The following is a 23,525-nucleotide window of genomic DNA, read 5'->3' on the forward strand; positions in this document are numbered from 1 at the left end:
AAAGCGCTGGCCGACGTGGCGGCACGGCGCTGACACCGCCCACACAACAACCACGAACGGAGACAACATGAACACTGCCCGAGCCCTGCTCGCCGCCGCAGCGACGGCCTGCGCCTGTACCGCTCTGCCCGCGACTGCCGCGGACTATCCCGACAAACCCGTCAGGGTGATCGTCGCGTTCACCGCGGGCGGCACCACCGACACCCTGACGCGCAGCGTCTCCAATGTGCTGGCCAAACAATTGGGCCAGTCCTTCGTGGTGGAAAACAAGCCCGGCGCCGGCGGCAATATCGGCACGGAATTCGTGGTGCGCGCCGCCCCCGACGGACACACGCTGATCGTCAATTCCGTGGGCCCCATCGCCGTCAATTCATCGCTGACCAAGCTGCCCTTCGACCCGCTGACCGACCTGATTCCCATGGTGCAGATCGCCACGGTGCCCAACGTGCTGGTGGTGCCGCCGTCTTCGCCCGCCAAGGACATCAAGGGCTTCCTGAAGTACGTCAAAGAAGCCAAGCAACTGAACTACAGCTCGACCGGGGTGGGCACGTCATCACACCTGGCCAGCTACATGCTGATGGACCAGTTGGGCGTGGAAGCCACGCACGTGCCGTACAAGGGCGCGGATGCGGTCAACGACCTGTTGGCCGGGCGCATCGATTTCATGTTCGCCACCATCCCGTCGGTGATCGGGCAGATACGCGCGGGCAAGCTGCGGCCGCTGGCGGTCAGTACGTTGCAACGCTCGGCCACCCTGCCCGACCTGCCCACCATTGCCGAATCCGGCTATGCGGGCTTTGACGCCGGATCGTGGTTTGGCTTCTTTGCGCCCAAGGGCACGCCGCCCACGGTGGTGGCCACCATCAATCGCGAAGTCAACGCCGCGTTGCCCGGCCTGCAGACGCAGATGGTGAACGAGGGCGCTGAACCCGTGGGCGGCACGCCGGCGCAGTTCGCCACCTTCATCAAGCAGGAACACGACAAGTGGGCAGCGCTGGTGCGCAAGTTCCAACCCAACCCCAACTGAGCCCATGACGCTGACGCCGCAAGAAGAGATCCGCATCCTGTGTTCGCCGGCCGAGGCGGACACCTTGCGCCACGCGCTGCCCGCCGCCGGCGGGCGGTGCTTCACGCTGTGCCACCCGCAAGCCGGCCAGCCCTGCGATGCGCAGGTGGCGTTTGTGTCCCGCGATATCACCGGTGATTCAACCAAGTTCCAGATCACGCCCGACACGGCGCTGTATTACGACGCCATGCGCGAGGCGCCCGCGCTGCAATGGGTGCACGTGCATTCGGCCGGCGCCGACCGCGAGATCTATCAGCACCTGCACGCGCGCGGGGTGGCTATTACCACCTCGCAAGGCGCAAGCGACGCCGTGGTGGCGCAAACCGCCATCGGCGGCGTGCTGGCCTTGGCGCGCCGCCTGCCCTTATTGGCGGCCGACCAGCGCGCACGCGCATGGCGACCGCTGTTGGGCGCGCGCACCCCGCGCGATCTGGCGGGACAGCACGCTGTGGTGGTGGGCTGGGGCGCCATCGGCCAGCGCATCGGCGCGTTGCTGGGCGCGCTGGGCCTGACACTGACCGTGGTGCGCCATTCCGCCACGCCTGTGCCCGAGGCACGCCACACCGCCACGTATGACGAACTGGGCGGGCTGCTGTCCCAGGCAGACTGGCTGGTGCTGGCCTGTCCGCTGACCTCGGCCACGCGCGGGTTGGTCGACCGCGCCGCGCTGGCCTGCCCGCGCATGCATCGGTCATCAACGTGGCGCGCGGCCATGTCATCGACGAACCCGCGCTGATCGAGGCGCTGGCGGCGGGCCGGTTGGGCGGCGCGTTCCTGGACGTCTTTCAGCAAGAACCGCTACCACCGGAATCTCCGCTATGGGGGTTGGACAATGTCATCGTCACGCCGCACAGCGCTGGCTTTTCAGATGGCAACAGCGCCCGCGTGCGCGCGCTGTTCTTGAACAACCTGCAACGCTGGGCTGGCGGCGAGCCGCTGGCCAATAGGCTGGTGGGCTGACGGGTTGATGGTTGGCTGATCAGGTAGCCAGTGCTTGGCCAGGCGGTCGGCAGACTTCGCCCTTGATACGTCCCCTTAAATGGTGCGCCATGCACCAAAATGGTTCATACAAGGCACCAGCCCGAGGCCCGACCGGCCACCTGCTCAGCGGAAACCCCAACCGAAGCCCAAGCGGGACCCCCACGCGCAAACCTGGCACGGGTTTTGCTTGATGACTGGTATGCAAGCTTGTCTACAAGACAGGCCTCAGACCCAAATCAATGCAAGCCCTCCAGGAGCCCTCATGATCAACCGCAATGCGTCCTTTGCTTTCAACGCCACCCGCCGCCGCCTGATCCAGGGCGCCGCCATGGGCGCCGCGACGCTGGCCGCGCCCGCGCTGGTGCGCGCGCAGTCGGGTCCGGTAATCCGTATCGGCTTCTGGCCCGTTGCCGCCGGCCTGCCGTTTTACGCCGCGGTTGAAAAAGGCTATTTCAAGGAAGCCGGCCTGAATGTCGAACCGCTGAAGTTCGCGGGCGCGCAGCAGGTCATGGAAGCCATGCTGGCAGGCCGCGCGGACGGTAGCGCCAACGGCACGGGCTCGGCCAACCTGGCCATCGGCGAAATCGCCTCGCCCGGCCTGTTCAAGATTTTTGCGTCCAACCCCAGCAACGTGAAGAACGTGCTGGATGAGTTCATCGTCGCGAAAGACAGTCCCATCAAATCCATAGCAGACCTCAAGGGGAAAAAGGTCGGATCTGGACCCGGCATCCAGAACGCCACGCTGGCCAAAGCAGTACTGGAGCGCGCCGGCGCAACCGGAGCAACCGTGGTCGAGTTGGCAATCAGCCAGCACGTGGCCGCGGTTGCCGCCGGCCAGTTGGATGCGTGCTACACGCTGGAACCCACGGGCACGGTGGGCCGCTTGAACGGCACCACGCGCGTGCTGGAAACCGGCGTGATCGCCAAGTACGTGTTGGGCGATCCCATGGCGCCGTGGTTCGGCGGGTCGGCCTCGCTGACCACCGCCTTCCTGAAAAAGCATCCGGAAGAAAGCAAGAAATTCATCGCGGCCTATGCGCGCGGCATTGAACTGATCCGCACCAAGCCGGCCGAGGCGCGCCCCTTCATGAAGGGCTACACCGCCATCGAAGGCCCCATGACCGAAGAAGTGCCGCTGGCCGCCTACACGCTCTACAACGAGTTCACGCCGAGCGACATCCAGTACTTCCAGAAATTCTTCGACCTGTTCACCGAAAAGGGCATCTTCGCGCAGAAGGTCGACGTGTCGTCCATGCTTTACAAGGGCTGATCCATGACAGCAACAACGTCTGCCACGCCCGCCGCCCCTGCTGGCGCGGCCGCTCCCGCCAAGTCGCCGCCCCGCAAGTTCGATGCGTCGCGCTTCCTGCCGCTGATCGGCCCGCTGGCGCTCTTCATCATCTGGGACCTGGTCGTGCGCCTGCAATTGGTCAGCCCCGTGCTGTTGCCTACCCCAAGCGCCACCATCGTGGCCTTGGTGAAGGGCCTGGCGGGCGGCCCGCTGCTGTGGGACTTCCTGTCGTCCCTGAACCGCACGCTGCAAGCCTTCGTCATTGCCGGCGTCATCGGCGTGCCGCTGGGCGTGCTCTTGGGCAGCAATGAAAAGGCGTATCGCAGCGTGGAGTTCCTGGTGGACTTCTTCCGCTCCACGCCGTCGTCCGCGCTGATCCCGCTGTTCCTGATGATCTTCGGCGTCACGGACATGAACAAGATCGCCATCGCGGCCTTCGCTGCCGTGCTGGTGATTCTGTTCAACAGCGCCTATGGCGTCATCAACGCGCGCAAGCAGCGCGTAATGGCGGCCCGCGTGATGGGCGCATCGCGCTGGCAGATCTTCAAGGACGTACTGATCTGGGAAAGCCTGCAACCCACGTTCGTGGGCTTGCGCAGCGGCGTGTCGATGGCGCTGGTGATCGTGATCGTGGCCGAGATGTTCATCGGGTCCGACAGCGGGCTGGGCAACCGCATCATCAATTCGCAGCAGGTGCTGAACGTGCGCGAGATGTATGCGGCGATCCTGGCGGCCGGCGCCCTGGGTTATGTGCTGAACATTATTTTTCTTGTGCTGGAAAAGCGCGTGGTCCATTGGAGCGGCCGATAAATGTCTACCGTCATCAATCCCATCATCGCCCCCGCCCCCGCCGCCGCGCCGTTCGCGCCCGGCCCCTTGGGCACGCACATCACCATCCGTGGCCTGACCAAGTATTTCGCGGGCTGGCCGCTGTACGAAGACTTCAACCTGGACATCCCCAAGGGCAAGATCGTCTCGGTGTTCGGCCCCAACGGCTGCGGCAAGTCCACGCTGATCAACATGATCGCGGGCCTGATTCCCATTGATTCGGGCGAGATCCTGTTCGATGGCAAATCGCTGGCGCAAACCAAGATCGGCTACGTGTTCCAGAACTACCGCGAAGCCATGTTCCCGTGGCTGCGCACCATCGACAACATCGCCTACCCGCTGCGCCTGGAAGGCCGCAGCAAGGCCGAAGTGGATGCCCGCGTGGAAGAGCTGGTGGCGTCGTTCGACGTCAAGTTCGACCTGAAGCGCTATCCGTATGAACTGTCCGGCGGGCAGCAGCAGACGGCGTCCATCATGCGCGCCCTGGCGCCCGGACCCGAGGTGCTGTTCCTGGACGAACCGTTTTCGGCGCTGGACTTCGAGATGACGCTGTTCATCCGCGAAAAACTGCAAGAGGTGTTCTTGCAGACCGGCACGACGATGTTGCTGGTGTCGCATGACCTGGAAGAAGCCGTGTACCTGGCCGACCAGGTGCTGCTCTTGACCAAGCGGCCCACGCGCGTGGCTGAAATTCTGGACTACACCGACGCCCGCCCGCGCACCGTGGAAACCTTGTCCGAACCCAGCTTCATCCAGATGAAGAAACTGAGCCTGGAGATTTTCCAGCGCGAAGTGCGCAAGTAAGTCGGGAACATACGTCCTGCAAGCAAACGTTTTGCAAGCAAGCAACACAGGTAAGTCAACACAGCGTCTATCGGGAGCCTCCGCCATGACCCAGGAAACCATCGATCAATATGTGCGCAGCGCCTTGGCGCTGTCGGGCTATGCCTTGCGCGAATCCACCACGGTGGAAGTCGTGCAGCAGTTCGCGCGCATCCACGACATTGCGGCTAGCTTTGTCGACGAGCCGCTGCCCGTGGAGCTGGAATCCGCATCGGTGTTCCGTCCATGAGCGGCCCCGCCACCGACATCGCCCGCCAGGTTGCCAGCGGCGAGCGCAGCGCCGTCGCGGTGCTGGACGCCACCTTGGCGCGCATCCGCGAACGCGACGCCCGCTACAACTGCTTCACCGCCATCACCGAAACCCGCGCGCGCCAGGAAGCCGCCGCCATCGACGCGCGCCGCGCCCGGGGCGAAGCGCTGCCGCCGCTGGCCGGTGTGCCTTACGCCGTCAAGAACCTGTTCGACATCGCCGACGAAGTCACGTTGGCGGGGGGCCGCGTCAATGCGGCGAATCCCCCCGCCAGTCACGACGCCCGCCTGGTCACGCGCCTGCGCGAGGCCGGCGCGGTGCTGGTCGGCGCCTTGAACATGGACGAACACGCTTACGGCTTCACCACCGAAAACACGCACTACGGCCCCTGCCGCAACCCGCATGACGTCACCCGCGTGGCGGGCGGTTCCTCCGGCGGCAGCGCGGCCGCCGTCGCGGGCGGACTGGTGCCGCTGACCTTGGGCTCCGACACCAACGGGTCCATACGCGTGCCGGCGTCCCTGTGCGGCGTCTTTGGCTTGAAGCCGACCTATGGCCGCCTGCCCCGCACCGGTTCCTTCCCGTTCGTGGGCAGCCTGGATCACCTGGGGCCGTTCGCGGCCAGCGCCAGCGACCTGGCCGCCGCCTACGATGCGCTGCAAGGGCCCGACGCCGACGACGCCGCCTGCGCGCAACGCGCCGCCGAACCCGTGCTACCCGCGCTTGCGGCCGGCGCGCGCAAGCTGCGCGTGGCAGTCCTGGGCGGCTACTTCAACGATTGGGCCGGCCCCGCCGCGCGCCGCGCCGTCGAGATCGCCGCGCGCGCCCTGGACGCCACCGCCATCGTCGAACTACCCGGCGCCACGCAGGCCCGCGCCGCCGCCTTCATCATCACGGCGGCCGAAGGCGGGGCCTTGCATCGACGCAAGCTGGTCACCCACTACGACTACTACGAACCCTATTCCCGCGACCGCCTCGTGGCCGGCAGCCTGGTGCCCGCGGCCTGGGTGCAGCAGGCGCAACGCATCCGCCACCGCGTCTACCGCGAGGCCTTGGCGCTGTTCGACCAGTACGACGTGCTGATCGCGCCCGCCACGCCCGTGTCCGCCACGCCCATCGGCACCGACTGGCTGACGCTGGCGGGCAAGGAACTGCCGGCGCGCGCCAGCATGGGCTTGTTGACGCAGCCCATCTCGTGCATCGGCCTGCCCGTGTGCACCGCGCCCACCTGGCCCGAAGCCGAGCAGGACGGCCATTTGCCGTTGGGCGTGCAACTGATCGGCGCACCCTGGCGCGAGGCCGATTGCCTGGCCGCCGCCTATGCGCTGGAACAGGCCGGCGCGGCGCGGGTCCGGACAGTCTGACGCTTAATTAAGTTACCCGCCCCCCGACAACGCCCGATCGCCCCCCTACCTTTTTCGCAATCAAGGCCCCGTTATGGAAACTGCTTTCGCTGCCATCGACATGCCGCGCACCCTGGCCGACACGGCCTACGGGGCTTTGAAACGCGACATCCTGGACTTCCGGCTGGCGCCGGGCGACCGCTTCACCGAAACCGAAATCGCGGAACGGCTACAGGTCAGCCGCACCCCGGTGCGTGAAGCGCTGTTCCGGCTGGAGCGCGAAGGCTATCTGGAAGTGCGGCAGCGCAACGGCTGGCTGGTCAAGCCGCTGGACTTCAACACGCTGGACCACTTCTACGAACTGCGCAGCGTGCTGGAAACCGCTGCCGTACAGACCTTGTGCGTCCCGCAACAAGTGCCTGATCCGCTACGCGCGCTGCAAGCGCTGGCGGACACGTGGCTTGTCAGCCCAAGCGAACGCTCCAACGATGGCGAATGGCTGGCCGACCTGGACGAACGCTTCCATATTGACCTGGTTGCAGCCGCCGGCAACCCGGAAATCTCGCGCGTGCACCGCGCCGCCACCGAGCGCATCCGCATCGTGCGCCGGTTGGACTTCACGCTGCAAGACCGCATCGACAATACCTACGAGGAACATGGCGCGATCTTGCGCGCGGTGCTGGCGCGTGACGGCGCCGCCGCCACGCAACTGCTGCAAGCCCATATCCATGACAGCCAGACCGCGGTGCGCAAGATCACCCTGCACCGCCTGTACTCCACGCGGCATGCCAAGGCGGCATGAATGCGCGGCAATGCCCTGGGGTGGGGGTTCATGCCCCCGGGCTTATGCCCCGGGGGATGAGGGTTCACCGCCCGCAATCACCCCGCTCGCAGCCAGCGCTGCAACACACGCGAAATGACCGGGATGCAGATGAACACCATAATGGGCGTCAATATCACACTCGTGATCAGCACACGCCAGAACACCGGCATCATGTTCAAGTGCTCGCTGACCAGAATCGAAAACACCAGCAGCACCGGAAAGTAGGCCAGCCAGATGCTCACGGCCTGCTTCCAACGCGGCGGCGCGCTGGCCGCCTTGGGCGCGAACCAGCCGTCGGTGCCGCTGACGCGGTATTCATGGCTCGCGCGCACCAGGTTCGCGCCGCGTTCCAACCACATGCGACGCGGCAAGGACTTTTCCCAGCGCAACAGGCTGGCCTCGTCGGTAAAGCGCAGCACAATCTGGTACTCGTCCCCGCCCTCGGGCGGTTGCAGCACGCCCGATCCCAGGAAGCCGGGGAACCCCGCCGCCAAAATTTCGCCCTGGCGCATCCAGGACAGAAAATCGCTATAGCGTTCGGGCGCGATGTGACGGGTGACCAGCATGGTGACCGGGGCGGAAACAGCGGAACTGGACATGACGGAACTCCTGAGCAACGGTGCAGCTTGTTATGCAGTGTTAACCCTAGCAATCCCCGTGCCAGCCTTGCGGCGCAGCATTTCCCTGGTGTGAATGACCGTACGACGCAGCGTCCGGAATTTTGCGCACCGCAGCACACACCATATTGGTGATTACCCCTACACAACGCACCACATCGGTGCATTCGGAGAAAGCTCATGGACATCAACCTGCCCGACGTCGTCGCCGAGGTCACCACCGCCTTCGAACGCTACGAAACGGCGCTGGTCACGAATGACGTCGAGGAACTGGACGCGCTGTTCTGGAACAGCCCCCACACGCTGCGCTACGGCGCCAGTGAAAACCTCTACGGCTATGACGCCATCCGCGAATTCCGCGCGGGGCGTTCACCGCAAGGCTTGGCCCGCCGCGTCCTGCGCACCGCCATCACCACCTACGGCAACGACTTCGCCACCACCAACATTGAATTCCAGCGCGAAGGCAGCGAACGCATCGGCCGCCAAAGCCAGACCTGGATGCGGACCCCGGCCGGTTGGCGCGTGGTGTCGGCGCACGTCAGCCTGATGGCATGACGGCTTCAGCATGACGGCTTCAATGACACATCTCGCATCAAGACATCACGCGCTTGATGATTGAGCGCATCGCGCACCAGGTCTACACTGATCTTTCCATTTTTCCCGTCGGAGCATTTGCCCATGAGCACATACAAGATTGCGGTTTTTGTCGGCAGCCTGCGTGCCGCCTCGATCAATTTGCGATTGGCCCGAGCGCTGGAAAAGCTGGTTCCCGCAGACTTCAAGTTCGAGTATGTGAGCCTGGGCGACATCCCTCTGTACAACCAGGACAACGAAAACAACCTGCCCGCCCCCGCCGCCAAGCTCAAGCAGCAAATCGCCGACGCGCAAGGCATTCTTTTCGTATCGCCCGAGCACAACCGCTCGGTGCCCGCCGCCATCAAGAACGCCATCGATTGGGGCTCGCGCCCGTGGGGCCAGAACTCCTGGCCGGGCAAAGCCGTCGGCATCGTGGGCGCATCCCCCAGCGCCGCCGGCACCGCGATGATGCAACAACACCTGCGCAACATCCTGGCCGCCGAAGGCGCCAACGCGCTGACCACGCCGGAAGTCTTCCTGCAGTATTCCGATGGCCTGGTCGACGACCAATACACCATCACCAATGAAGGCACGCGCAAGTTCCTGCAAGGCTGGGGCGACCGCTACGTCGACTGGGTCAAGAAGATGAACACCTGATTGTGCAGCGCTGATCGCCGCCGCTGCCGGCAGGGCCAAGCCCGCCGGCGCCGATCGCCCGATCTACCTCCGGGCGATCAAGCCCCCCGATACGTCGGGGGGCTTTTTTATGGCTGTTTTGGGCTTTCATAACGCACCGGGCCAGATTTGACCCGATCGGGCCAATTCTGGCTCGATCTAAGCCGTTGATAAATATCGGCTTATTCTCAATCGGGTCAGATCTGGCCCGATTTCTCGTCGAAAACATGTGTTTTCAAGCCGCAGCACTCAACCCAAGACTCGAAAAGCCAGCCAATTCCCTCGCAAGCCATTGATATGGTTGAGTTATTTCTCGGCGCCCGTCACATGGCATGGATATTGCGTTACCCCGTATCTGGTAGGCGCACGCGCTTCTGGCTCAGACGCGCCGCGCGCCTGCCTGGGTGCTCGACGGCAACGCCAAACGGCGCAACCGTCTTCACCTCTCGGACAATACGGGGAGTTGCTTCATGGGTTCGCACGCAGATTCGTTCACCAATCAGATTCGGCTGGCGGTGTTGGAAACCACGGCAGTGCCGATGGACACCTGCCGTGCCTGCGAGCGCGGCGGGATGCCGATCCTGCTGCTGCGTGACGCACCATTGCCGCCGACGTCCTCGTCACCCTTCGATCCTGAACAAGACCGCGTACGCATTGATATGCAGGCGGGCAAGTACCGCATCCTGCGCGAAGGCTATGTGTATGTGCTGCTGGATCAGGAAATCTGGCACGCGTATCAGGTCACTGCCGACGGGCATATGCGCCAATATGACCCCTACCGAATGCCGAAAGGCAGCCCAAAGCCGCTGTCCAAGGCTTGCACGAGCGAAGGGCATGACGTGCGCGCTTCGTTCATTCACATCGACACCAAGGTCCACAAGGAAGCGTGGATCGCGTTCTCGCAAGACCGGTGGCCCGAGCCGGTGCTGGATGCCTATAAGGCGCAGCGCGCGCCTTCCGCGCGGTTTGTGAAAGTCGATCTGACAACGCTGCGCGAGACGCCACAAGCGATATTGCATGGCTTGAAGTTCGCGGATGGATTCCTGACTGATCACGTGTGGGAATACCGGTACGACGGGGTGGATTTTGGCAGCCGGCACGCCGTGCGTTTACGCACCCCACGGTTCGTGCCGCTGAATGACTACGTCGACGACATTGCCAAGACTCAGGGGTTGCCGCAAGGCGTTCCGGTGTTGGCCTTGCCTGACCCCGTGGGCGCCGTGCTGGAATTCAACCAGCAGCGGCACATGCTGATTAACGAGCGGCTGGCCTGGGCGGGGAACGCCGAGCGGCAGTATCTGCTATTCACTTCTGCGGCGCTGTTGCAGATCAGAGAGCTTGAGAAGACCTGGGCGCACACGCAGGCCGTGCAGGAAGTCGACAAAGACATCGAATACCGCCGACAGCATAATGACCATCCGGTGCTGGGCACGCGCTCACATTTACCGCCTGTCGATGTGCCGCGCGCAACGGAAACTGCGGCCAAGCGCATCACGACCGAGTATCACGAGCGCCTGGAACAACGCTACAGCGAGCCACGCCGCAAGCAGTTTCAGGACGCCCATGACAAGGAATGGCAACGCCGGCAAACCTTGATCGACGTGATGGCCAACCGTTACGTGAGTTGGCTGCAATCGCTAGCCTGGCTGCGCATCGCACGATACGACTACTCGGCAAGCGATCCGTATTCAGCAGCGGCGTATACCAAGATGGTGGCGGCTTGCCTGGATGGCGGTCCCAGCGAAGCTACCCCAGTCGATGGCGCGGAACTGGGCCCCACGCAGCGGCTATGGAAATCCTTGCTGGAAAACCCCGACAGCATTCTGTACCAGGCGCTACTGGCCAAGAACGCCCGCCTGCTTGAAGGTTTGCATCCCACTTTTGCGGAAGGCTTTAAAGCAAACGATTCCGGCAAGCTGTATGCCGCAATCAAAGACGTGATGGCCTCGCAAGAAGGCGAGATGTACCTACGCAGCAGCGTCAGGGATGCCGTGGGCCAACTGCAAGGCGCAATGATCAACGCGATGTTGACGATGGACGCACGGGCGCAAGAACAGCTTCTACCCGTGGCCGCAACCGTCCATCAAGCCGCCCTGCTGCTATGCGAGCGCGTCCAAATGCTGCAAGTTCAGATCGAACTGACGCTGGGCGAGTATCAGGAATTACTCACCCAACAGATGCGCCAGGAATACGACAAGGCCGCGAAGGAAACCGGCAAGAAGGCCCGCGCGCTGATATTCAGCGGCATGCTGACCCTGCCTGGGCCGGCACAGAACCAGATATTCAAAGCCACGTTCTGGGTGGCGGATACCGCTGAAGGACTGAAAAACAAGCTAACCGCAATGTCCAATGCCACGGCGGAGACTCTGGAAGGCGGTTGGCGCAGCGTGGTGGTGGGCATTGGCGGACTGGAACCGAAGGCACATGCGATAGCCGGGCAACTACGAACCACGGCTGCGGATGCAAAGCTACGGGCGCATACCGCTTTTGTCGGAATACGTGGGATGGCCAACCTGGATTTGGCGTTGTCCATGGGCGCGTTGTTCTTTCAGCAGGATGGGCTGGCAAGAAGCCTGCAAGACCTGGAGCGCGTGATGGGAGACCGCTACCCGGAAGCCGTCGCGGGCGTGGCGGCAAGCGCGGTGGGGGTGGTGGGTGTCAGCATTGAAGCGGCGGGCGTGGGTATAAGAAGCATGGCCCAGGCGATGGAGAAAGCCGCTATCGCTGAAGCCCGCGCGGTGAACGCGTTGACGCTGGGCAAGGGATTGATTCGCTTTGGTGGCGTGACAAGTGCTCTGTCGGGGGTGGTTGAGGGGGTGCAGTTTGGAATTGCCGCAGTACGAGCAGAACGGTCTGGCGACGGCGAAGCACGAGACAGCTATATCTATGCTGGCATCCTGTCGGCCGCCTCCGGCTTGGCAGCGACATACGCGGCTTGGGCGAGCGCCTCCTCATTGCTAGGACCGCTTGGATGGGCTATTGCCCTGGGTATGCTGGCCTACGCGGTTTCGATTTCCGCTAAGGGCAGCGAGTCAACGGCAATCGAACAATGGGCACGCCGCTGCTACTTTGGACACCATGACGAAACTCCTCCCATCTGGTGGAACTCAGCCAAAACGGTCCCCAGCATCCCGAGGTACGCGAGCGAAGAACTAGAAATTCAGAAAACTAGCGCGGCCAATATTGACAAGGATATAGCCATTAGCGCGCTGAATGCTGCGTTGATAGGGATGCAGACAGATCTCCAATTTCGTTTTGCACCGCGATCATCTCCGTTGCCTGCCATCGGCGCAGGAATGCAATGGGGAACCACGCTCGCTTATCACGTCAAGCTTCCCATGTGGGATCCAAATAAGTCGGGATACGCCATGACTTTGGCATTGAAGCGCTACTCGCCTGAGCAAATCGTAATTGCAGAGCAGCACAACTCACCCAGGATTGGCGAAATATCTGACCGCCCCAAGCGCCCCGGATATCGAATAGACGACCAAGCAACGCGTCGACCCACCGGAGACGCGGGTGTAATTGGTGGCTCGCTTTTACTTGATATCGGCGAGGCTGATATCGAGTTTGCAACGCTTCGAATCAAGTACTGGCCAGATATCGCTGATCCAGGAGGACACGCCGAAGTAACGGTGATCGCTACTCGGTAATGCATATTGAGCGCTGCAAAAAATTGCATCGGATTCAATCTGGGAAATTAATGTCGACCAAGAATCGCCCCACTCGCGACGGACCTACGTTGGCTGCCCCACATCCAGGTTGGGTCTGCGACCTCACCTTGCCCGGAGAATCCGCGCCTCGGCCAGACGGCCCGCATCCCTCGCCCCCCATCAATTCGATGAACGACATCTACTTGGAAATCAGCCGCAGAGGACAAAAAATGCGCGGGCTGATGCTCATCTTGTCATTGGTCGGCATTGCGTGGCTCGTATTCGCAGTGCCGAAAATCATCATAGGCAGGACAGGGTTTTCCCACTTTATAAAAGCTATACCGATTACGGTCGGAATGCTTTGGTGGACCATTTTTATGATTCGGGTCGATACCGCCATTCCCCGTGACGAACCCATCCGCTTCAATCGCTTGCGTCGCAAGGTCTACGTCTACAGCTTCCACTACATATGGTGGAACCCCTTCGCCCGCTGGTACGTCACAACCCGCGCCTACAACTGGGATGACCTGCGCGCCGAATTCTGGCGGCAACGTGGCGCTACCGGGCAAGGCGGTTTGATCTTTACGTGGGGAGTTTCCATCGCCGTCGTCAAACCTGGCACAAACCAGGTCATCGACCGCTTTCCATTAAGCGTATGCCAAGACGAAGGCAGTTCCTGGGATTACGTCCGCACCTACATGCAGCACGGCCCCGACGCGCTGCCGCCCATCGAAAAACTCAACGATCCCAACGACGTTCCGCCGCACAACCTGGCGCTTCGTCTGGCGCCAAAAGTCGAATGGCCGGCTGCGATGGATGTGGAGTCACGCAGCGGCCCGACTTGATCGGGGCAGCGAAAAACGCCGACTTCCAGGGTCCAGTCGAAACTTATCCCCGCCATCTGTGGAGAAGGCTGAGGACAGTCTTGGGGCACAGTCAAAATCCCCTGTGCCGCCAAGCACTTGCGCGCACTGATCAAACAATGCGCAATCATCCTTTTGGATGAGATTCGGCGGACTTATCCCCGAAAAAGCTGTATGTCCGACCAGCAGTTGCCGATGCGGCGCAGCGCTTGTTCATTTGTCCCAGCATTCTGTGGAAAAGCATGAGGACAGTTTGAGGGCAGGTACGAAAACGCCATTGATATCAAGCACCTGCAGGGGGTGGTCAATAATGGCCCAGCGGTGGATCCCAGGGCGCCAAGTTGTCCCCGCCAAATGTGGATAAGCCTGAGGACAGTGTGCGGGTAGTCGCTAAAAACCCTTGTGGGCCAAGCACTTGGAGGCGGCGGGCAATAAACGCCCAATAGCGGGTAGGCTGCGGTGACGGGCCGCCGGCCCCGGCCGATGCCGCGCAAGCTGGGGATAAAGGAACAGGCTTGTCCCCATGGAATGTGGACAAGCCTATGAACAGTCGGATAACAAGCCCAAAAACTTCTTATCCGACAAGCACTTGGAAGTGCTGCTCAAAGAAAGACCAGCCGAGGGATTACTCGTCGCCTTCCAGGCGCATGCCGATCTTCAAACCGACCTGCCAGTGGGCCACCTTGCCGTCCTTGATGTGGCCACGCACTTCGGTGACTTCAAACCAATCCAGGTTGCGCAGCGTTTCGGATGCACGCTCGATCGCTTTGGCGATGGCGTCATCGGTTGAGGTGGTGGAAGAGCCCACCAGTTCGATTTGCTTGTAGACATGATTCGACATAGCTCGTCTCCGCTAAGGGGGTGAGTCGTGAACTGTCCGGTCTGGACGCGATGTTCCGGCGCTTACGACCGGCAATCCATTCGAACACACAGGATACCGCCGCGGCGCTATCGTGGTGTTACGAGTTCCGTCGCGTGGTCTCGACTGGCGACGGAGCCCGCTCCCGCAACCCAGCAAGGAGATCACCATGCCTGAACGAAAAACCCTGGAGCGTGCCAAGCAAGACAAGCGCGAAGGCAAGTCCGCGTCCACGCAGGCCGGAGAATTCGTGCGCGAGGAAATCGAACACGTGCGCGAAGGCAAGCATGGCGTGCGTTCCACCAAGCAAGCCATTGCGATCGGGCTGTCCAAGGCGCGCCGCGCGGGCGTGAAGGCCTCGCCTTCGAAGAACGCCAGTCCGTCGACGAAGCGCCACGCCAAGAAGGACTTGGAAGCCGCGCATGACGGACACGCCAAGTCCTCGACGCGCTCGCGCGCAACCACCAAGGCCTTGAAGAAGGAAAGCACCAAGCCCGCCTCACGCTCGGCGTTGTCGCACCACGCCAGCAAGACGGCCAGCCGGCGCACCGCTGCTGACCGATCGGCGGCGGCGAAAAAGGCGGCGGCCACCAAGGGAGCGGCCGGGCGTTCTGCCGCTGCGAAGAAGGCGGCGCGCACCCGGGCGAAGAACAAGGCCGCGGCGGGATCGCACCACCATGCCGCGCACTAGGCCCGCGCTAGGCCTGCACTAGGCCTGCGCTAGGCCTGCACCCAGGCTAAGCCGCGTCAAACTGCCGAAAGCGTTCTTGCAAAAACTCCCGCATGCGCTTCACGGCAGGCGACAGCAGCATGCGATGTACGCACAACAGGTACAGCGGCGACGGCTCGGTAACGTAGTCGGGCAAGAGCGCCACCAGGCGTCCGGTGCGCAGATCGGCCAGCACGTCGTAGCGTGACTTGTACGCCACGCCGTGCCCGGCCAGCGCCCAACGACGCACCAGGTCGCCGTCGTCGCCGACGCGGTCGCCCTTGACCGGCACGGTCATCGCCGTGCCCTCGTGCTCGAATGCCCAACGGTCGTGCAGCGTCTCGCCCAGCACGAACGACAGGCAGTTGTGCCGACGCAAATCGGCTGGGGTCTGGGGCACGCCGTGACGCGCCAGGTATGCCGGCGACGCGCACACGACGCGGCGGTTCTTTTCGGCCAGCGGCAGCGCCACCAGGCCGGAGTCATTCGGCGTGCCGTAGCGGATGGCGATGTCCACGGGCTGGCGATACAGATCGGCCAGCCGGTCGCTGATGCGCACCTGGAAGTTCACGCGGGGATACTGGGTCTGAAAATCATCCAGCCAGGGCAGCAGCACGTGACGCCCCAGGTCTGAGGGGATGGAGACCGACAGCGTGCCGGATATGGCGGTCTTGTCGCGCGCCATGGCGTTCTTGCCGGCCTCAAGCGTGGCGATGGCCGAACGGGCGTATTCCAGATAGCGCTCGCCGTCCGTGGTCAGCCGCAGGCTGCGCGTGGAGCGTACGAACAGGCGCGCGTCCAAGGTCTGTTCCAGGCGCTTGAGCGCCGCGCTGGCTACCGCCGGCGACACGTCGAGTTCGCGCGCGGCACCCGAGAAGCTGCCGTGATCGGCCGACGCAACAAAGATCCGTAAGTCTTCAAACCGCACCATGCTTGGCCTATTTTCAAAAAAATATTGAAACTGAGTGCGATGCTAGCCGGTTTTTCATCGGTGCGGACTGGGTAATGATGGTGGCGTTCTCAGTACACGTACTCGATACACCTACTGGATATCCGCACGCGATATCCGTACTCAACCTACGTTCCCAAACCTTCTGGAGCCCACACATGAACATCGAACTGAAAGGCAAAAAGGCACTGGTGACCGGCTCGTCCGGCGGCATCGGCCTGGCCATCGCCATGGGCTTGGCCGAAGCCGGCGCCCAAGTGGTGCTGCACGGCCGCAGCGCGGACAAGCTTGCCCACGCCGCCGAGGCCATCACGCAGAAATTCCCGGCCGCCAGCGTCAGCACCGTGCAGGCGGACCTGGCCACGGCGGACGGCGCGGCATCAATATGCGCCGCCCATCCCGACGTGGACATCCTGGTCAACAACGCGGGCTTCTTCGCCCCGAAGTCGTTCACGGAAATCACCGACGACGACTGGCAGGACATGCTGGACATCAACGTCATGAGCGGCATCCGGCTGTCGCGCTACTACCTGCCGCGCATGCTGGCCGCCAACTGGGGCCGCATTGTTTTCATTTCCAGCGAATCCGGAGTGCAGATTCCCGCCGAAATGATCCACTACGGCGTCAGCAAGACGGCCATGCTGGCCGTGTCACGCGGCTTGGCCGAGCTGACCGCCGGCACGGGCGTCACCGTCAACGCCGTGCTGCCGGGGCCGACGCGCTCGGAAGGCGTGGCCGACTTCTTCGCCGAAATGGCCAAGGAACAAGGCGTGTCGCAAGACGAGATGGAGCGCAACTTCATCGCCCAGCACCGCCCCACGTCGCTGCTGCGCCGCCTGGCCACCGTGGACGAAGTGGCCAACATGGTTGTCTACACCTGCTCCACGCAGGCCAGCGCCACCAACGGCGCCGCGCTGCGCGTGGACGGCGGCGTGGTCCGCTCCATTCTTTGATTCCCCCCAATACAACGAGCCTATTCATGAAAGCCATCGCCTATTTCAAGAACCTGCCGGCTGACCATGCCGACGCGCTGCAAGACATCACCATCGACGAACCCGTGCCGGGTGACCACGACCTGCTGGTCGACGTACACGCCATCTCGGTGAACCCGGTGGACGTAAAGATCCGCGCCAACCGCGCGCCCAAGGACGGCAAGCCGGAGATCATCGGTTGGGACGCGGCCGGCATCGTGCGCGCCGTGGGCGCCAAGACCAGCCTGTTCCAACCCGGCGACCGCGTCTGGTATGCCGGCGCGCTGAACCGGCCCGGCGCCAACAGCGAACGGCATGTCGTGGACGAGCGCATCGTCGGCCATATGCCCAAGAGCCTGGACTTTGCCCAGGCCGCGGCGCTGCCGCTGACGACCATCACCGCTTGGGAACTGTTGTTTGACCGCCTGCGCGTGCTGGACAACGCCGCCCCCAGCCAGGGCACCCTGCTGGTCGTGGGCGCGGCGGGCGGCGTGGGATCCATTCTGGTGCAACTGGCGCGCCAACTGACCGGCCTGACGGTGATCGGCACCGCCTCGCGCCCCGAAACGCAAGCCTGGGTGCGCGAGTTGGGCGCCCACCACGTCATCGACCACAGCAAGCCGCTGACCGAAGAGCTCAAGCGCATCGGCGTGCCGCAGGTCAGCTACATCGCCGGCCTGACGCACACCGACAAGCACTTTGCGCAACTGGCCGAGGCCATCGCGCCGCAGGGCAAGATCGCGCTGATCGACGACCCCGCCGCCATCGACGTACGCCTGCTCAAGGGCAAGTCAGCGTCGCTGCATTGGGAATTCATGTTTGCGCGGCCCCTGCACCAGACCCTCGACATGATCGCCCAGCACGAATTGCTGAACCAGGCCGCGCGCCTGATCGACAACGGCACGCTGCGCACCACGCTGGGCGAGCACTACGGCAAGATCAACGCCGATAACCTGCGCCGCGCGCATGCCTTCATCGAAAGCGGCAAGGCGCAGGGCAAGGTCGTCCTGGAGGGTTTCTGACGGCCTTTGCAGAACTGTTCTGCGCAATAGTGGGGTAATCCGGAAGTCCGATAAAAATTATCATCGACTTCTGTGACAACCCAAGGCGGGCGCCCAAGCGCCCGCCGCCCCCGTCGCCAAGCTGACAATACGCTGAGCCGGCCCGCAGAAGGCACGGACATGCAGGCGGTGGGTACAAGGAGAGAGACAATGTTCAAGCTCACGCGCCGCGGCTTCATCGCGGCCGGCACCCTCATGATGCTTGCCCGGCCGCTGCGCGCCGCGCCCAAGCCCGTGACCCTGATCGTGCCCTATGCCGCCGGCGGCCCCAATGACAACTTCGCCCGCGTGCTGGCCGAAGGCATGAGCGCGCAACTGGGCGTGCCATTTGTGGTTGAAAACAAGCCCGGCGCCAACGGCATCATCGGCGCGACGCAGGTCGCGCGCGCGCCCGCCGACGGCAACATGCTGCTGATGGGCGGCTCGGGGCCTTTGTCGCTGAACATCCTGCTGCGCCCCAAGCTGCAATACCGGTTCGACAGCTTCGAGTCGGTTGCCATGATGTTCGACGGCCCCTTGACCATCACGGTGCCCGCTACGATCGGCGTCAATTCCATTGCGGACCTGGTCGCCTACGCCAAGAAGGAAAACCGCGCGCTGACCTACGGCTCGCTGGGGCCGGGCAGCGTTACGGACCTGTATGGGCTGATCCTGGCCAAGACGCTGGGTATCCCCTTGATCGCCGTGCCGTACAAGAGCACGCCGACGAGCCTGATCGACCTGATCACCGGCCGCAATGATTTGTCGTACATGACGCCCATCGCGCTGGCTGATCACCAAAAGGCGGGCGCGGTGAAGATCCTGGCGCTGACGACCGACCAGCGCGACCCTGCCCTGCCCGATGTTCCGTCGGTGGCTGAACTGGGCTATCCGCAGTTGAAGGCCAGTTACTGGACCGCGCTGCATGCTCCCAAGGGCACGCCCTCGGACCTGATCCAGGCCTATTCCGCAGCGGCCATCAAGACGGTGCAGTCCGAGAGCTTTCGCCACATGCTGGTCGCGAACGGGCAGACCGAAAAGGCGGGCGGCCCGCAAGCGCTGGACGCGCAATTGGAAGCCGACCGCCAATACTGGGGCCGCGTGATCCAGGACAATCACATCGTGCTGGATTGATCGCAAGCTAGGCTTCGCGCATTCATCGGCAGCAAAAAATGCCCGCCATCATCGCGGGCATTCAGCGGCAATAGAAGATGCCCGCCAACTATGGCGGGCATTGTCGTGGGCACCGTATCGGCCTGCTTAAGGCGTAAGCCCGCCCGCTCTACTGAAGCCGAACCGGCGCGATCCGATGCGTGGCTGACTTGAAATTGATCACGGGCTGCGCCTCGCGGCACGTCGTCTTGCGGATCTTGCCGACGATCAGGTCATGCGTGCCCAGCGCTTCGGTGCAAACGATATCGCATTCGATGCTGGCCAGCGCATCCGGCAATACCGGCGTGCCCTGCCCGTTCATCACCCAGCCGCCTTGCGCGAACCGGGCCATGCCCTGCGGCTGCCCCAGAAACGCCTGCATGACGGCCTCGTGCCCCTCGCCCAGCACATTGGCCACGAAGCGGCCGTGACGCAGCAAGGGTTCGCGCGCGGAAGACGTCTGCTGGACAAAGAAGCCAACCATCGGCGGGTCGGCCGAAATCGATGTCAGGCTCGACACGATCATGCCGGCCACCTGCTCGCCGTCCCCTGTGGTCACCGCGCTGATACCCGCCGGCAACGAGCGCATCGCCGCCTTGAAGTCATCCACTGACACCACCTGGTCATGCTCGCTGACCACCATGTGCGCACGGATATCACCGCGCTCATCGACCCAGCCGTGAGTAGCCGCGTAGTCCACCATGGCGGAAAAATCCGCTTCCCACTTCGGATCGCCCGCGTGCTGCGACAAGAAGCGCAGCACGGATGGAGACAGGCGCACATGGCGCTCGTCCTCGCGCCGCCCGACCCGCGCGATGGCGTGTTCCAGCCGTTCGCGCGGCTGCGGATCGGCCAACACGTCCAGCCGCCGGAAGTCCGACGGATGGCGCAGCGTGATCGCCCCCGCATTGCTCAGATAGATCTGCATCTTGCGCTCCTTCAGGCAATGGCCGTCGTACTGCCAACTTCCTTGCGGATGGCCGGAATGATCTTGTCGCCCCACAGCTCGATCTGCTTGAGCATCGTCTTCTGATCGAAGTCGCCCAACTGCGTCTGCAAGGCGATGTGCTTGGGCCGCAGGATGCTGATCTCTTCCAGCATCTTGTCGATCACCTCGTTCACCGAGCCCACCGGCAGGTTCTTGCGCAACTGCTCGAACGTCGGGTCGTTTTCCGACGGCACTTCCTTGACCATGTAGCCGTCGTCGCTTTGCGCGCGACGGAACTTCAGGCTTTCGGAAATGCGGCGTTGAAAGCGCGCGCAGTCCAGGTAGGCATCGATCTCGGCCTTGTTGTCCGACGCGTAGCCACAGCGCAGAAAGCCGAACTTCACATCGCGGTCCAGATCGCGGCCATTGTCTTCGGCCACTTTTTCCAGGCGGCCGCGCAGCTCGGAAATAGCGTCGTTGCCCTTGAGCAGCGCGGTGACGAACAGGTTATGGTTTTCGCGCACGCCACGGCCCAGCGTCACCGGATTGCCCGACGTGATCCACAGCGGCGGCATCGGGTCTTGCAGGCAGCGCACCGCGATCGAGCTGGGCGGAATCTTCAAGAACTCGCCATCGTGTTCAAAGATCTTCTGCGTGAGGCCCTTGGGGATGACGTCAAGAAATTCATTGAAGATCGCACCCGAATCCGCGATCTGCACACCAAAGCGTTCGAACTCGAATTCCTGATAGCCCGAGCCCACGCCCAGGTCCAGCCGGCCATTGGACACGGTGTCCACGAAACCCACTTCGGCCAGGAAGCGCGCGGGGTGATAAAGCGGCAAGATGCACACCGCCGTGCCCAGGCGGATGCGGTGCGTTTTGGCTGCCGCGTGCGCCACCGTCATCAGCGGCGACGGCGACAAGGAGTAGTTGTTGAAGTGGTGTTCGGCGTACCAGGCGGCGTCGAAACCAGCCTGCTCCGCCACCACGGTTTGTTCGATGGAGTTGTTGATGACTTGCTTTGAGGACTGGTGGTAACCTCGCTGCTGCGCCAGAATGAACACGCCGAATTCCATAATGTCTCCTCATTGAATGCTTGACGTTCTGAGGAAATTCTAGAGGCCGGCAGTCATCGGATGAATACAGGAAATGCGGCGTTCTGTGCTGCGTAAAGTGGAGGAATGATGGACAGGCTGCGCGCGATGGAGCTCTTTCTATCGATCTCCAAGACCGAGAGTTTCTCTGAAACCGCTCGGCAATTCGGGGTGTCGGCAACGTCGGTATCCCGCATGATCACCGAGTTCGAAAACGAGTTGAACGTGAAGCTGCTGCTGCGTTCCACCCGCCAGGTCGTGCTGACCGAAGCCGGCCAGGAATACGCGCAACAGCTTGAATCCATCTTGTGGAACATCAACGAGGCGCATCGCAACATCACCGAAATCCGCGCCGCGCCCAAGGGCATATTGCGGGTGCATTCGCGCATGATGTTCGGCCTGGGCGTGCTGCCGCCGCTGGTTGCCGCCTTTCGCCAGCAGTACCCCGACATCCATATTGAACTGGTGCTGACCGAAGCCAAGGCAGACCTGCGCCGCAACAACTTCGATATCGATTTCCGTATTTCGCCGCCCGTGGAAGCGGGCCTGAAGCGGCGCATCCTGTTCAAGAGCGAACGTTTCCTGGTGGCCTCGCCCGCGTATCTGGCCAAGCGCCCCGCGCCCGCGCTGCCCACGGATATCGCGCAGCACGATTGTCTGGCCTACCTGCTGCCGGGCGATCAAACCTGCTGGCGCTTCAAGCAGGACGAAACCATCGAAGAAGTGCTGATCAAGCCGCGCCACGTCAGCAACAACGGCGTTGCGCTGCTGGAACTGGCGCTGCTTGGCGAAGGCATTGCGCTCTTGGATGACTACACCGTGCACAACGATATTTCGCGCGGCACGCTGGTGCGTCTGTTCCCCGATTACCACGTCACCAACACGACCTTCGAAGAAGGCATGTACGCCACCATCCTGGACACCGCGATGATCCCAGTGAAGATCCGGCTGTTCCTGGATTTCGTGGCCTCGCACGTGTCGGGATCGGCGCTGCGGTTCACGGCATATAACAAGACCGCCGCCGCCGAAAGCCCCTGATCAGGGGCAGTGATCAGGGCCGGATGCGGCAACGCCCGCGTGGCGCGCCCACGGCGCCCGCCCCCCGTATGCGCAGCAAAGCCCCATCCAGCGGGCCCGTGGCGGTCAGGCGGCCACTATCGCTGATGGTCGTGACGAAGATATCCGATAGATCCGGGCCCCCGAAACAGAGCGATGCCGGGTGCGCCACCGGCAAGTCGATACGGCGATCCAGCTTGCCGTCGGCATCGAACCGCGCAATGGCCGACGCATGCACCAGCGCGGTCCACAAGCCGCCATCGCGATCAAAGCAACAGCCGTCCGGGGCGGAACCCAAGGGATCGGTATCGATGAAAACTTCCGGGGACGACAAGCGGCCAGCCTCATCCACGCGATAGCGAAACCCCTTGCGCTGCGCGCTATCGCACACATGAAAATGCTGCCCGTCCGGATGCATGACCGGGCCGTTCACCACGCCCAGCCCTTGCGCGATGCGGCTGACCCGGCCGTCCGTGTCCACGCGATACAAGCCGCCCAGCGGCGCTTCGCCCGCTTCCCGGTGGATATGCATGGTGCCGGCCACGAAGCTGCCATCCGGTAGCGGCGCGCCGTCGTTCAGGCGCAGATGGGGATGGCTGTCGTCGATGCTTGCCAAGGTGCGCAGCGTGCCGTCCGACAAGCGAACCAGCGCAAAGGTGTCTTTCAGCGCCACGATGATTTCATCGTCGCCGTTAAGCGCGAACGAGCCCACCGGGGCCGGCAACAGCCATTCACGCGTGGCGCCGCTATCCGGATTGATCCTCAGCAACTGCCCGCTACGGCAGTCCAGCATCCACAACACATTGCCGGCTGCGTCCCACACCGGGCACTCGCCCAGCGCGGCGCGAACCGTGCCGATACGTTCGATCTGCATCAGCCGACCGCCCCTGTTCTGCTCGTCCGGCGGACGATTTCCCAAGCCATGGTATCGGCTTGAACGGGCCGGGAATATGCCGTT

At 63.1% G+C, this 23,525-nt stretch carries 22 protein-coding genes and 1 pseudogene; 17 read left to right on the plus strand and 6 right to left on the minus strand.

All coding sequences use genetic code 11. From position 1 onward, the window contains the following. Positions 1-67 precede the first annotated feature (67 nt). From ACE04A_RS15460 to ACE04A_RS15495, 8 genes and pseudogenes are all read left to right on the plus strand, one after another. A complete protein-coding gene (locus ACE04A_RS15460) occupies positions 68-1,027 on the plus strand; it encodes a Bug family tripartite tricarboxylate transporter substrate binding protein (protein WP_100856650.1) in 960 nt (319 codons plus the stop codon). A 4-nt stretch (positions 1,028-1,031) separates the two neighbouring features. Continuing rightward, positions 1,032-2,026 (plus strand): annotated as a pseudogene (locus tag ACE04A_RS15465) (NAD(P)-dependent oxidoreductase). Between the two features lie 283 nt (positions 2,027-2,309). Next, complete coding sequence (locus ACE04A_RS15470) at positions 2,310-3,317, plus strand: ABC transporter substrate-binding protein (RefSeq protein WP_279997018.1); 1,008 nt, start codon at positions 2,310-2,312, stop codon at positions 3,315-3,317. 3 nt (positions 3,318-3,320) lie between these two features. Next, entirely contained in the window at positions 3,321-4,148 is an 828-nt protein-coding gene (locus ACE04A_RS15475; RefSeq protein ID WP_100856653.1) for an ABC transporter permease, read from the plus strand. Next, the gene (locus ACE04A_RS15480) at positions 4,149-4,970 is read left to right on the plus strand and encodes an ABC transporter ATP-binding protein (RefSeq protein ID WP_050448640.1); all 822 of its coding nucleotides are present in this window, start codon (positions 4,149-4,151) and stop codon (positions 4,968-4,970) included. Positions 4,971-5,055: 85 nt separating this feature from the next. Then, complete coding sequence (locus ACE04A_RS15485) at positions 5,056-5,238, plus strand: DUF4089 domain-containing protein (RefSeq protein WP_050448639.1); 183 nt, start codon at positions 5,056-5,058, stop codon at positions 5,236-5,238. Continuing rightward, positions 5,235-6,623, plus strand: a complete 1,389-nt coding sequence (locus ACE04A_RS15490; protein ID WP_448718107.1) for an AtzE family amidohydrolase — start codon at positions 5,235-5,237, stop codon at positions 6,621-6,623. Before ACE04A_RS15485 ends, ACE04A_RS15490 begins: the two co-directional genes overlap by 4 nt. Before the next feature lie 73 nt (positions 6,624-6,696). Further along, the gene (locus ACE04A_RS15495) at positions 6,697-7,404 is read left to right on the plus strand and encodes a GntR family transcriptional regulator (RefSeq protein ID WP_485820276.1); all 708 of its coding nucleotides are present in this window, start codon (positions 6,697-6,699) and stop codon (positions 7,402-7,404) included. Between the two features lie 77 nt (positions 7,405-7,481). Here the strand turns inward: ACE04A_RS15495 and ACE04A_RS15500 are convergent, their stop codons facing one another. Continuing rightward, on the minus strand, positions 7,482-8,024 hold the full coding sequence (locus ACE04A_RS15500; protein WP_485820277.1) for an antibiotic biosynthesis monooxygenase: 543 nt from the start codon (positions 8,022-8,024) through the stop codon (positions 7,482-7,484). A gap of 198 nt (positions 8,025-8,222) precedes the next feature. On the opposite strand from ACE04A_RS15500, the gene hpxZ reads away from it, so the two are divergent. The 4 genes from hpxZ to ACE04A_RS15520 all read left to right on the plus strand — a co-directional run bounded on the left by hpxZ (position 8,223) and on the right by ACE04A_RS15520 (position 13,791). Further along, positions 8,223-8,597 (plus strand): oxalurate catabolism protein HpxZ, encoded by a 375-nt coding sequence (gene hpxZ, locus ACE04A_RS15505; RefSeq protein ID WP_259245927.1) that lies wholly within the window; start codon positions 8,223-8,225, stop codon positions 8,595-8,597. Positions 8,598-8,720: 123 nt separating this feature from the next. Beyond that, positions 8,721-9,275 carry an NADPH-dependent FMN reductase gene (locus ACE04A_RS15510; RefSeq protein WP_485820278.1) on the plus strand — a complete coding sequence of 185 codons (555 nt, stop codon included), beginning with the start codon at positions 8,721-8,723 and terminating at the stop codon, positions 9,273-9,275. A gap of 488 nt (positions 9,276-9,763) precedes the next feature. After that, the gene (locus ACE04A_RS15515; RefSeq protein ID WP_448718102.1) at positions 9,764-12,946 is read left to right on the plus strand and encodes a T6SS effector BTH_I2691 family protein; all 3,183 of its coding nucleotides are present in this window, start codon (positions 9,764-9,766) and stop codon (positions 12,944-12,946) included. A 188-nt stretch (positions 12,947-13,134) separates the two neighbouring features. Beyond that, positions 13,135-13,791 (plus strand): DUF6708 domain-containing protein, encoded by a 657-nt coding sequence (locus ACE04A_RS15520; protein WP_279997013.1) that lies wholly within the window; start codon positions 13,135-13,137, stop codon positions 13,789-13,791. A 643-nt stretch (positions 13,792-14,434) separates the two neighbouring features. Here ACE04A_RS15520 and ACE04A_RS15525 read toward each other — a convergent pair. Beyond that, positions 14,435-14,650 (minus strand): dodecin, encoded by a 216-nt coding sequence (locus ACE04A_RS15525; protein WP_050449258.1) that lies wholly within the window; start codon positions 14,648-14,650, stop codon positions 14,435-14,437. Positions 14,651-14,837: 187 nt separating this feature from the next. Between ACE04A_RS15525 and ACE04A_RS15530 the strand changes: the two genes are divergently transcribed. Continuing rightward, positions 14,838-15,359: a DUF6496 domain-containing protein gene (locus ACE04A_RS15530; RefSeq protein WP_259245923.1), complete on the plus strand. Its 522-nt coding sequence runs from the start codon at positions 14,838-14,840 to the stop codon at positions 15,357-15,359. Positions 15,360-15,405: 46 nt separating this feature from the next. Here the strand turns inward: ACE04A_RS15530 and ACE04A_RS15535 are convergent, their stop codons facing one another. Beyond that, positions 15,406-16,308, minus strand: a complete 903-nt coding sequence (locus tag ACE04A_RS15535) for a LysR family transcriptional regulator (RefSeq protein ID WP_485820279.1) — start codon at positions 16,306-16,308, stop codon at positions 15,406-15,408. A 176-nt stretch (positions 16,309-16,484) separates the two neighbouring features. Between ACE04A_RS15535 and ACE04A_RS15540 the strand changes: the two genes are divergently transcribed. The 3 genes from ACE04A_RS15540 to ACE04A_RS15550 all read left to right on the plus strand — a co-directional run bounded on the left by ACE04A_RS15540 (position 16,485) and on the right by ACE04A_RS15550 (position 19,471). Continuing rightward, positions 16,485-17,279, plus strand: coding sequence for an SDR family NAD(P)-dependent oxidoreductase (locus ACE04A_RS15540; RefSeq protein ID WP_438859795.1), 795 nt, complete (start codon positions 16,485-16,487; stop codon positions 17,277-17,279). A gap of 26 nt (positions 17,280-17,305) precedes the next feature. After that, on the plus strand, positions 17,306-18,319 hold the full coding sequence (locus ACE04A_RS15545) for a zinc-binding alcohol dehydrogenase family protein (RefSeq protein ID WP_279997009.1): 1,014 nt from the start codon (positions 17,306-17,308) through the stop codon (positions 18,317-18,319). 189 nt (positions 18,320-18,508) lie between these two features. After that, positions 18,509-19,471 carry a tripartite tricarboxylate transporter substrate binding protein gene (locus ACE04A_RS15550; RefSeq protein ID WP_259245919.1) on the plus strand — a complete coding sequence of 321 codons (963 nt, stop codon included), beginning with the start codon at positions 18,509-18,511 and terminating at the stop codon, positions 19,469-19,471. Between the two features lie 148 nt (positions 19,472-19,619). Here the strand turns inward: ACE04A_RS15550 and ACE04A_RS15555 are convergent, their stop codons facing one another. Further along, positions 19,620-20,417, minus strand: coding sequence for a flavin reductase family protein (locus ACE04A_RS15555; protein WP_268081961.1), 798 nt, complete (start codon positions 20,415-20,417; stop codon positions 19,620-19,622). Positions 20,418-20,428: 11 nt separating this feature from the next. Further along, entirely contained in the window at positions 20,429-21,493 is a 1,065-nt protein-coding gene (locus ACE04A_RS15560) for an LLM class flavin-dependent oxidoreductase (RefSeq protein ID WP_447990445.1), read from the minus strand. A 108-nt stretch (positions 21,494-21,601) separates the two neighbouring features. Between ACE04A_RS15560 and ACE04A_RS15565 the strand changes: the two genes are divergently transcribed. Then, positions 21,602-22,549, plus strand: coding sequence for a LysR family transcriptional regulator (locus tag ACE04A_RS15565; RefSeq protein WP_448718170.1), 948 nt, complete (start codon positions 21,602-21,604; stop codon positions 22,547-22,549). A 13-nt stretch (positions 22,550-22,562) separates the two neighbouring features. On the opposite strand, the gene ACE04A_RS15570 is transcribed toward ACE04A_RS15565, so the two are convergent. Continuing rightward, the gene (locus ACE04A_RS15570; RefSeq protein WP_448718099.1) at positions 22,563-23,441 is read right to left on the minus strand and encodes an SMP-30/gluconolactonase/LRE family protein; all 879 of its coding nucleotides are present in this window, start codon (positions 23,439-23,441) and stop codon (positions 22,563-22,565) included. Positions 23,442-23,525: the final 84 nt, after the last annotated feature.

The organism is Achromobacter colocynthidis, assembly GCF_057334535.1.

Coding starts and splice junctions, on each gene's coding strand:
- ACE04A_RS15525 (WP_050449258.1), bottom strand. CDS start 14,650: ATGTCGAATCATGTCTACAAGCAAATCGAACTGGTGGGCTCTTCCACC.
- hpxZ (WP_259245927.1), top strand. CDS start 8,223: ATGGACATCAACCTGCCCGACGTCGTCGCCGAGGTCACCACCGCCTTC.
- ACE04A_RS15520 (WP_279997013.1), top strand. CDS start 13,135: ATGAACGACATCTACTTGGAAATCAGCCGCAGAGGACAAAAAATGCGC.
- ACE04A_RS15570 (WP_448718099.1), bottom strand. CDS start 23,441: ATGCAGATCGAACGTATCGGCACGGTTCGCGCCGCGCTGGGCGAGTGC.
- ACE04A_RS15550 (WP_259245919.1), top strand. CDS start 18,509: ATGTTCAAGCTCACGCGCCGCGGCTTCATCGCGGCCGGCACCCTCATG.
- ACE04A_RS15475 (WP_100856653.1), top strand. CDS start 3,321: ATGACAGCAACAACGTCTGCCACGCCCGCCGCCCCTGCTGGCGCGGCC.
- ACE04A_RS15545 (WP_279997009.1), top strand. CDS start 17,306: ATGAAAGCCATCGCCTATTTCAAGAACCTGCCGGCTGACCATGCCGAC.
- ACE04A_RS15560 (WP_447990445.1), bottom strand. CDS start 21,493: ATGGAATTCGGCGTGTTCATTCTGGCGCAGCAGCGAGGTTACCACCAG.
- ACE04A_RS15470 (WP_279997018.1), top strand. CDS start 2,310: ATGATCAACCGCAATGCGTCCTTTGCTTTCAACGCCACCCGCCGCCGC.
- ACE04A_RS15515 (WP_448718102.1), top strand. CDS start 9,764: ATGGGTTCGCACGCAGATTCGTTCACCAATCAGATTCGGCTGGCGGTG.
- ACE04A_RS15535 (WP_485820279.1), bottom strand. CDS start 16,308: ATGGTGCGGTTTGAAGACTTACGGATCTTTGTTGCGTCGGCCGATCAC.
- ACE04A_RS15480 (WP_050448640.1), top strand. CDS start 4,149: ATGTCTACCGTCATCAATCCCATCATCGCCCCCGCCCCCGCCGCCGCG.
- ACE04A_RS15490 (WP_448718107.1), top strand. CDS start 5,235: ATGAGCGGCCCCGCCACCGACATCGCCCGCCAGGTTGCCAGCGGCGAG.
- ACE04A_RS15500 (WP_485820277.1), bottom strand. CDS start 8,024: ATGTCCAGTTCCGCTGTTTCCGCCCCGGTCACCATGCTGGTCACCCGT.
- ACE04A_RS15495 (WP_485820276.1), top strand. CDS start 6,697: ATGGAAACTGCTTTCGCTGCCATCGACATGCCGCGCACCCTGGCCGAC.
- ACE04A_RS15485 (WP_050448639.1), top strand. CDS start 5,056: ATGACCCAGGAAACCATCGATCAATATGTGCGCAGCGCCTTGGCGCTG.
- ACE04A_RS15565 (WP_448718170.1), top strand. CDS start 21,602: ATGGACAGGCTGCGCGCGATGGAGCTCTTTCTATCGATCTCCAAGACC.
- ACE04A_RS15460 (WP_100856650.1), top strand. CDS start 68: ATGAACACTGCCCGAGCCCTGCTCGCCGCCGCAGCGACGGCCTGCGCC.
- ACE04A_RS15510 (WP_485820278.1), top strand. CDS start 8,721: ATGAGCACATACAAGATTGCGGTTTTTGTCGGCAGCCTGCGTGCCGCC.
- ACE04A_RS15530 (WP_259245923.1), top strand. CDS start 14,838: ATGCCTGAACGAAAAACCCTGGAGCGTGCCAAGCAAGACAAGCGCGAA.
- ACE04A_RS15540 (WP_438859795.1), top strand. CDS start 16,485: ATGAACATCGAACTGAAAGGCAAAAAGGCACTGGTGACCGGCTCGTCC.
- ACE04A_RS15555 (WP_268081961.1), bottom strand. CDS start 20,417: ATGCAGATCTATCTGAGCAATGCGGGGGCGATCACGCTGCGCCATCCG.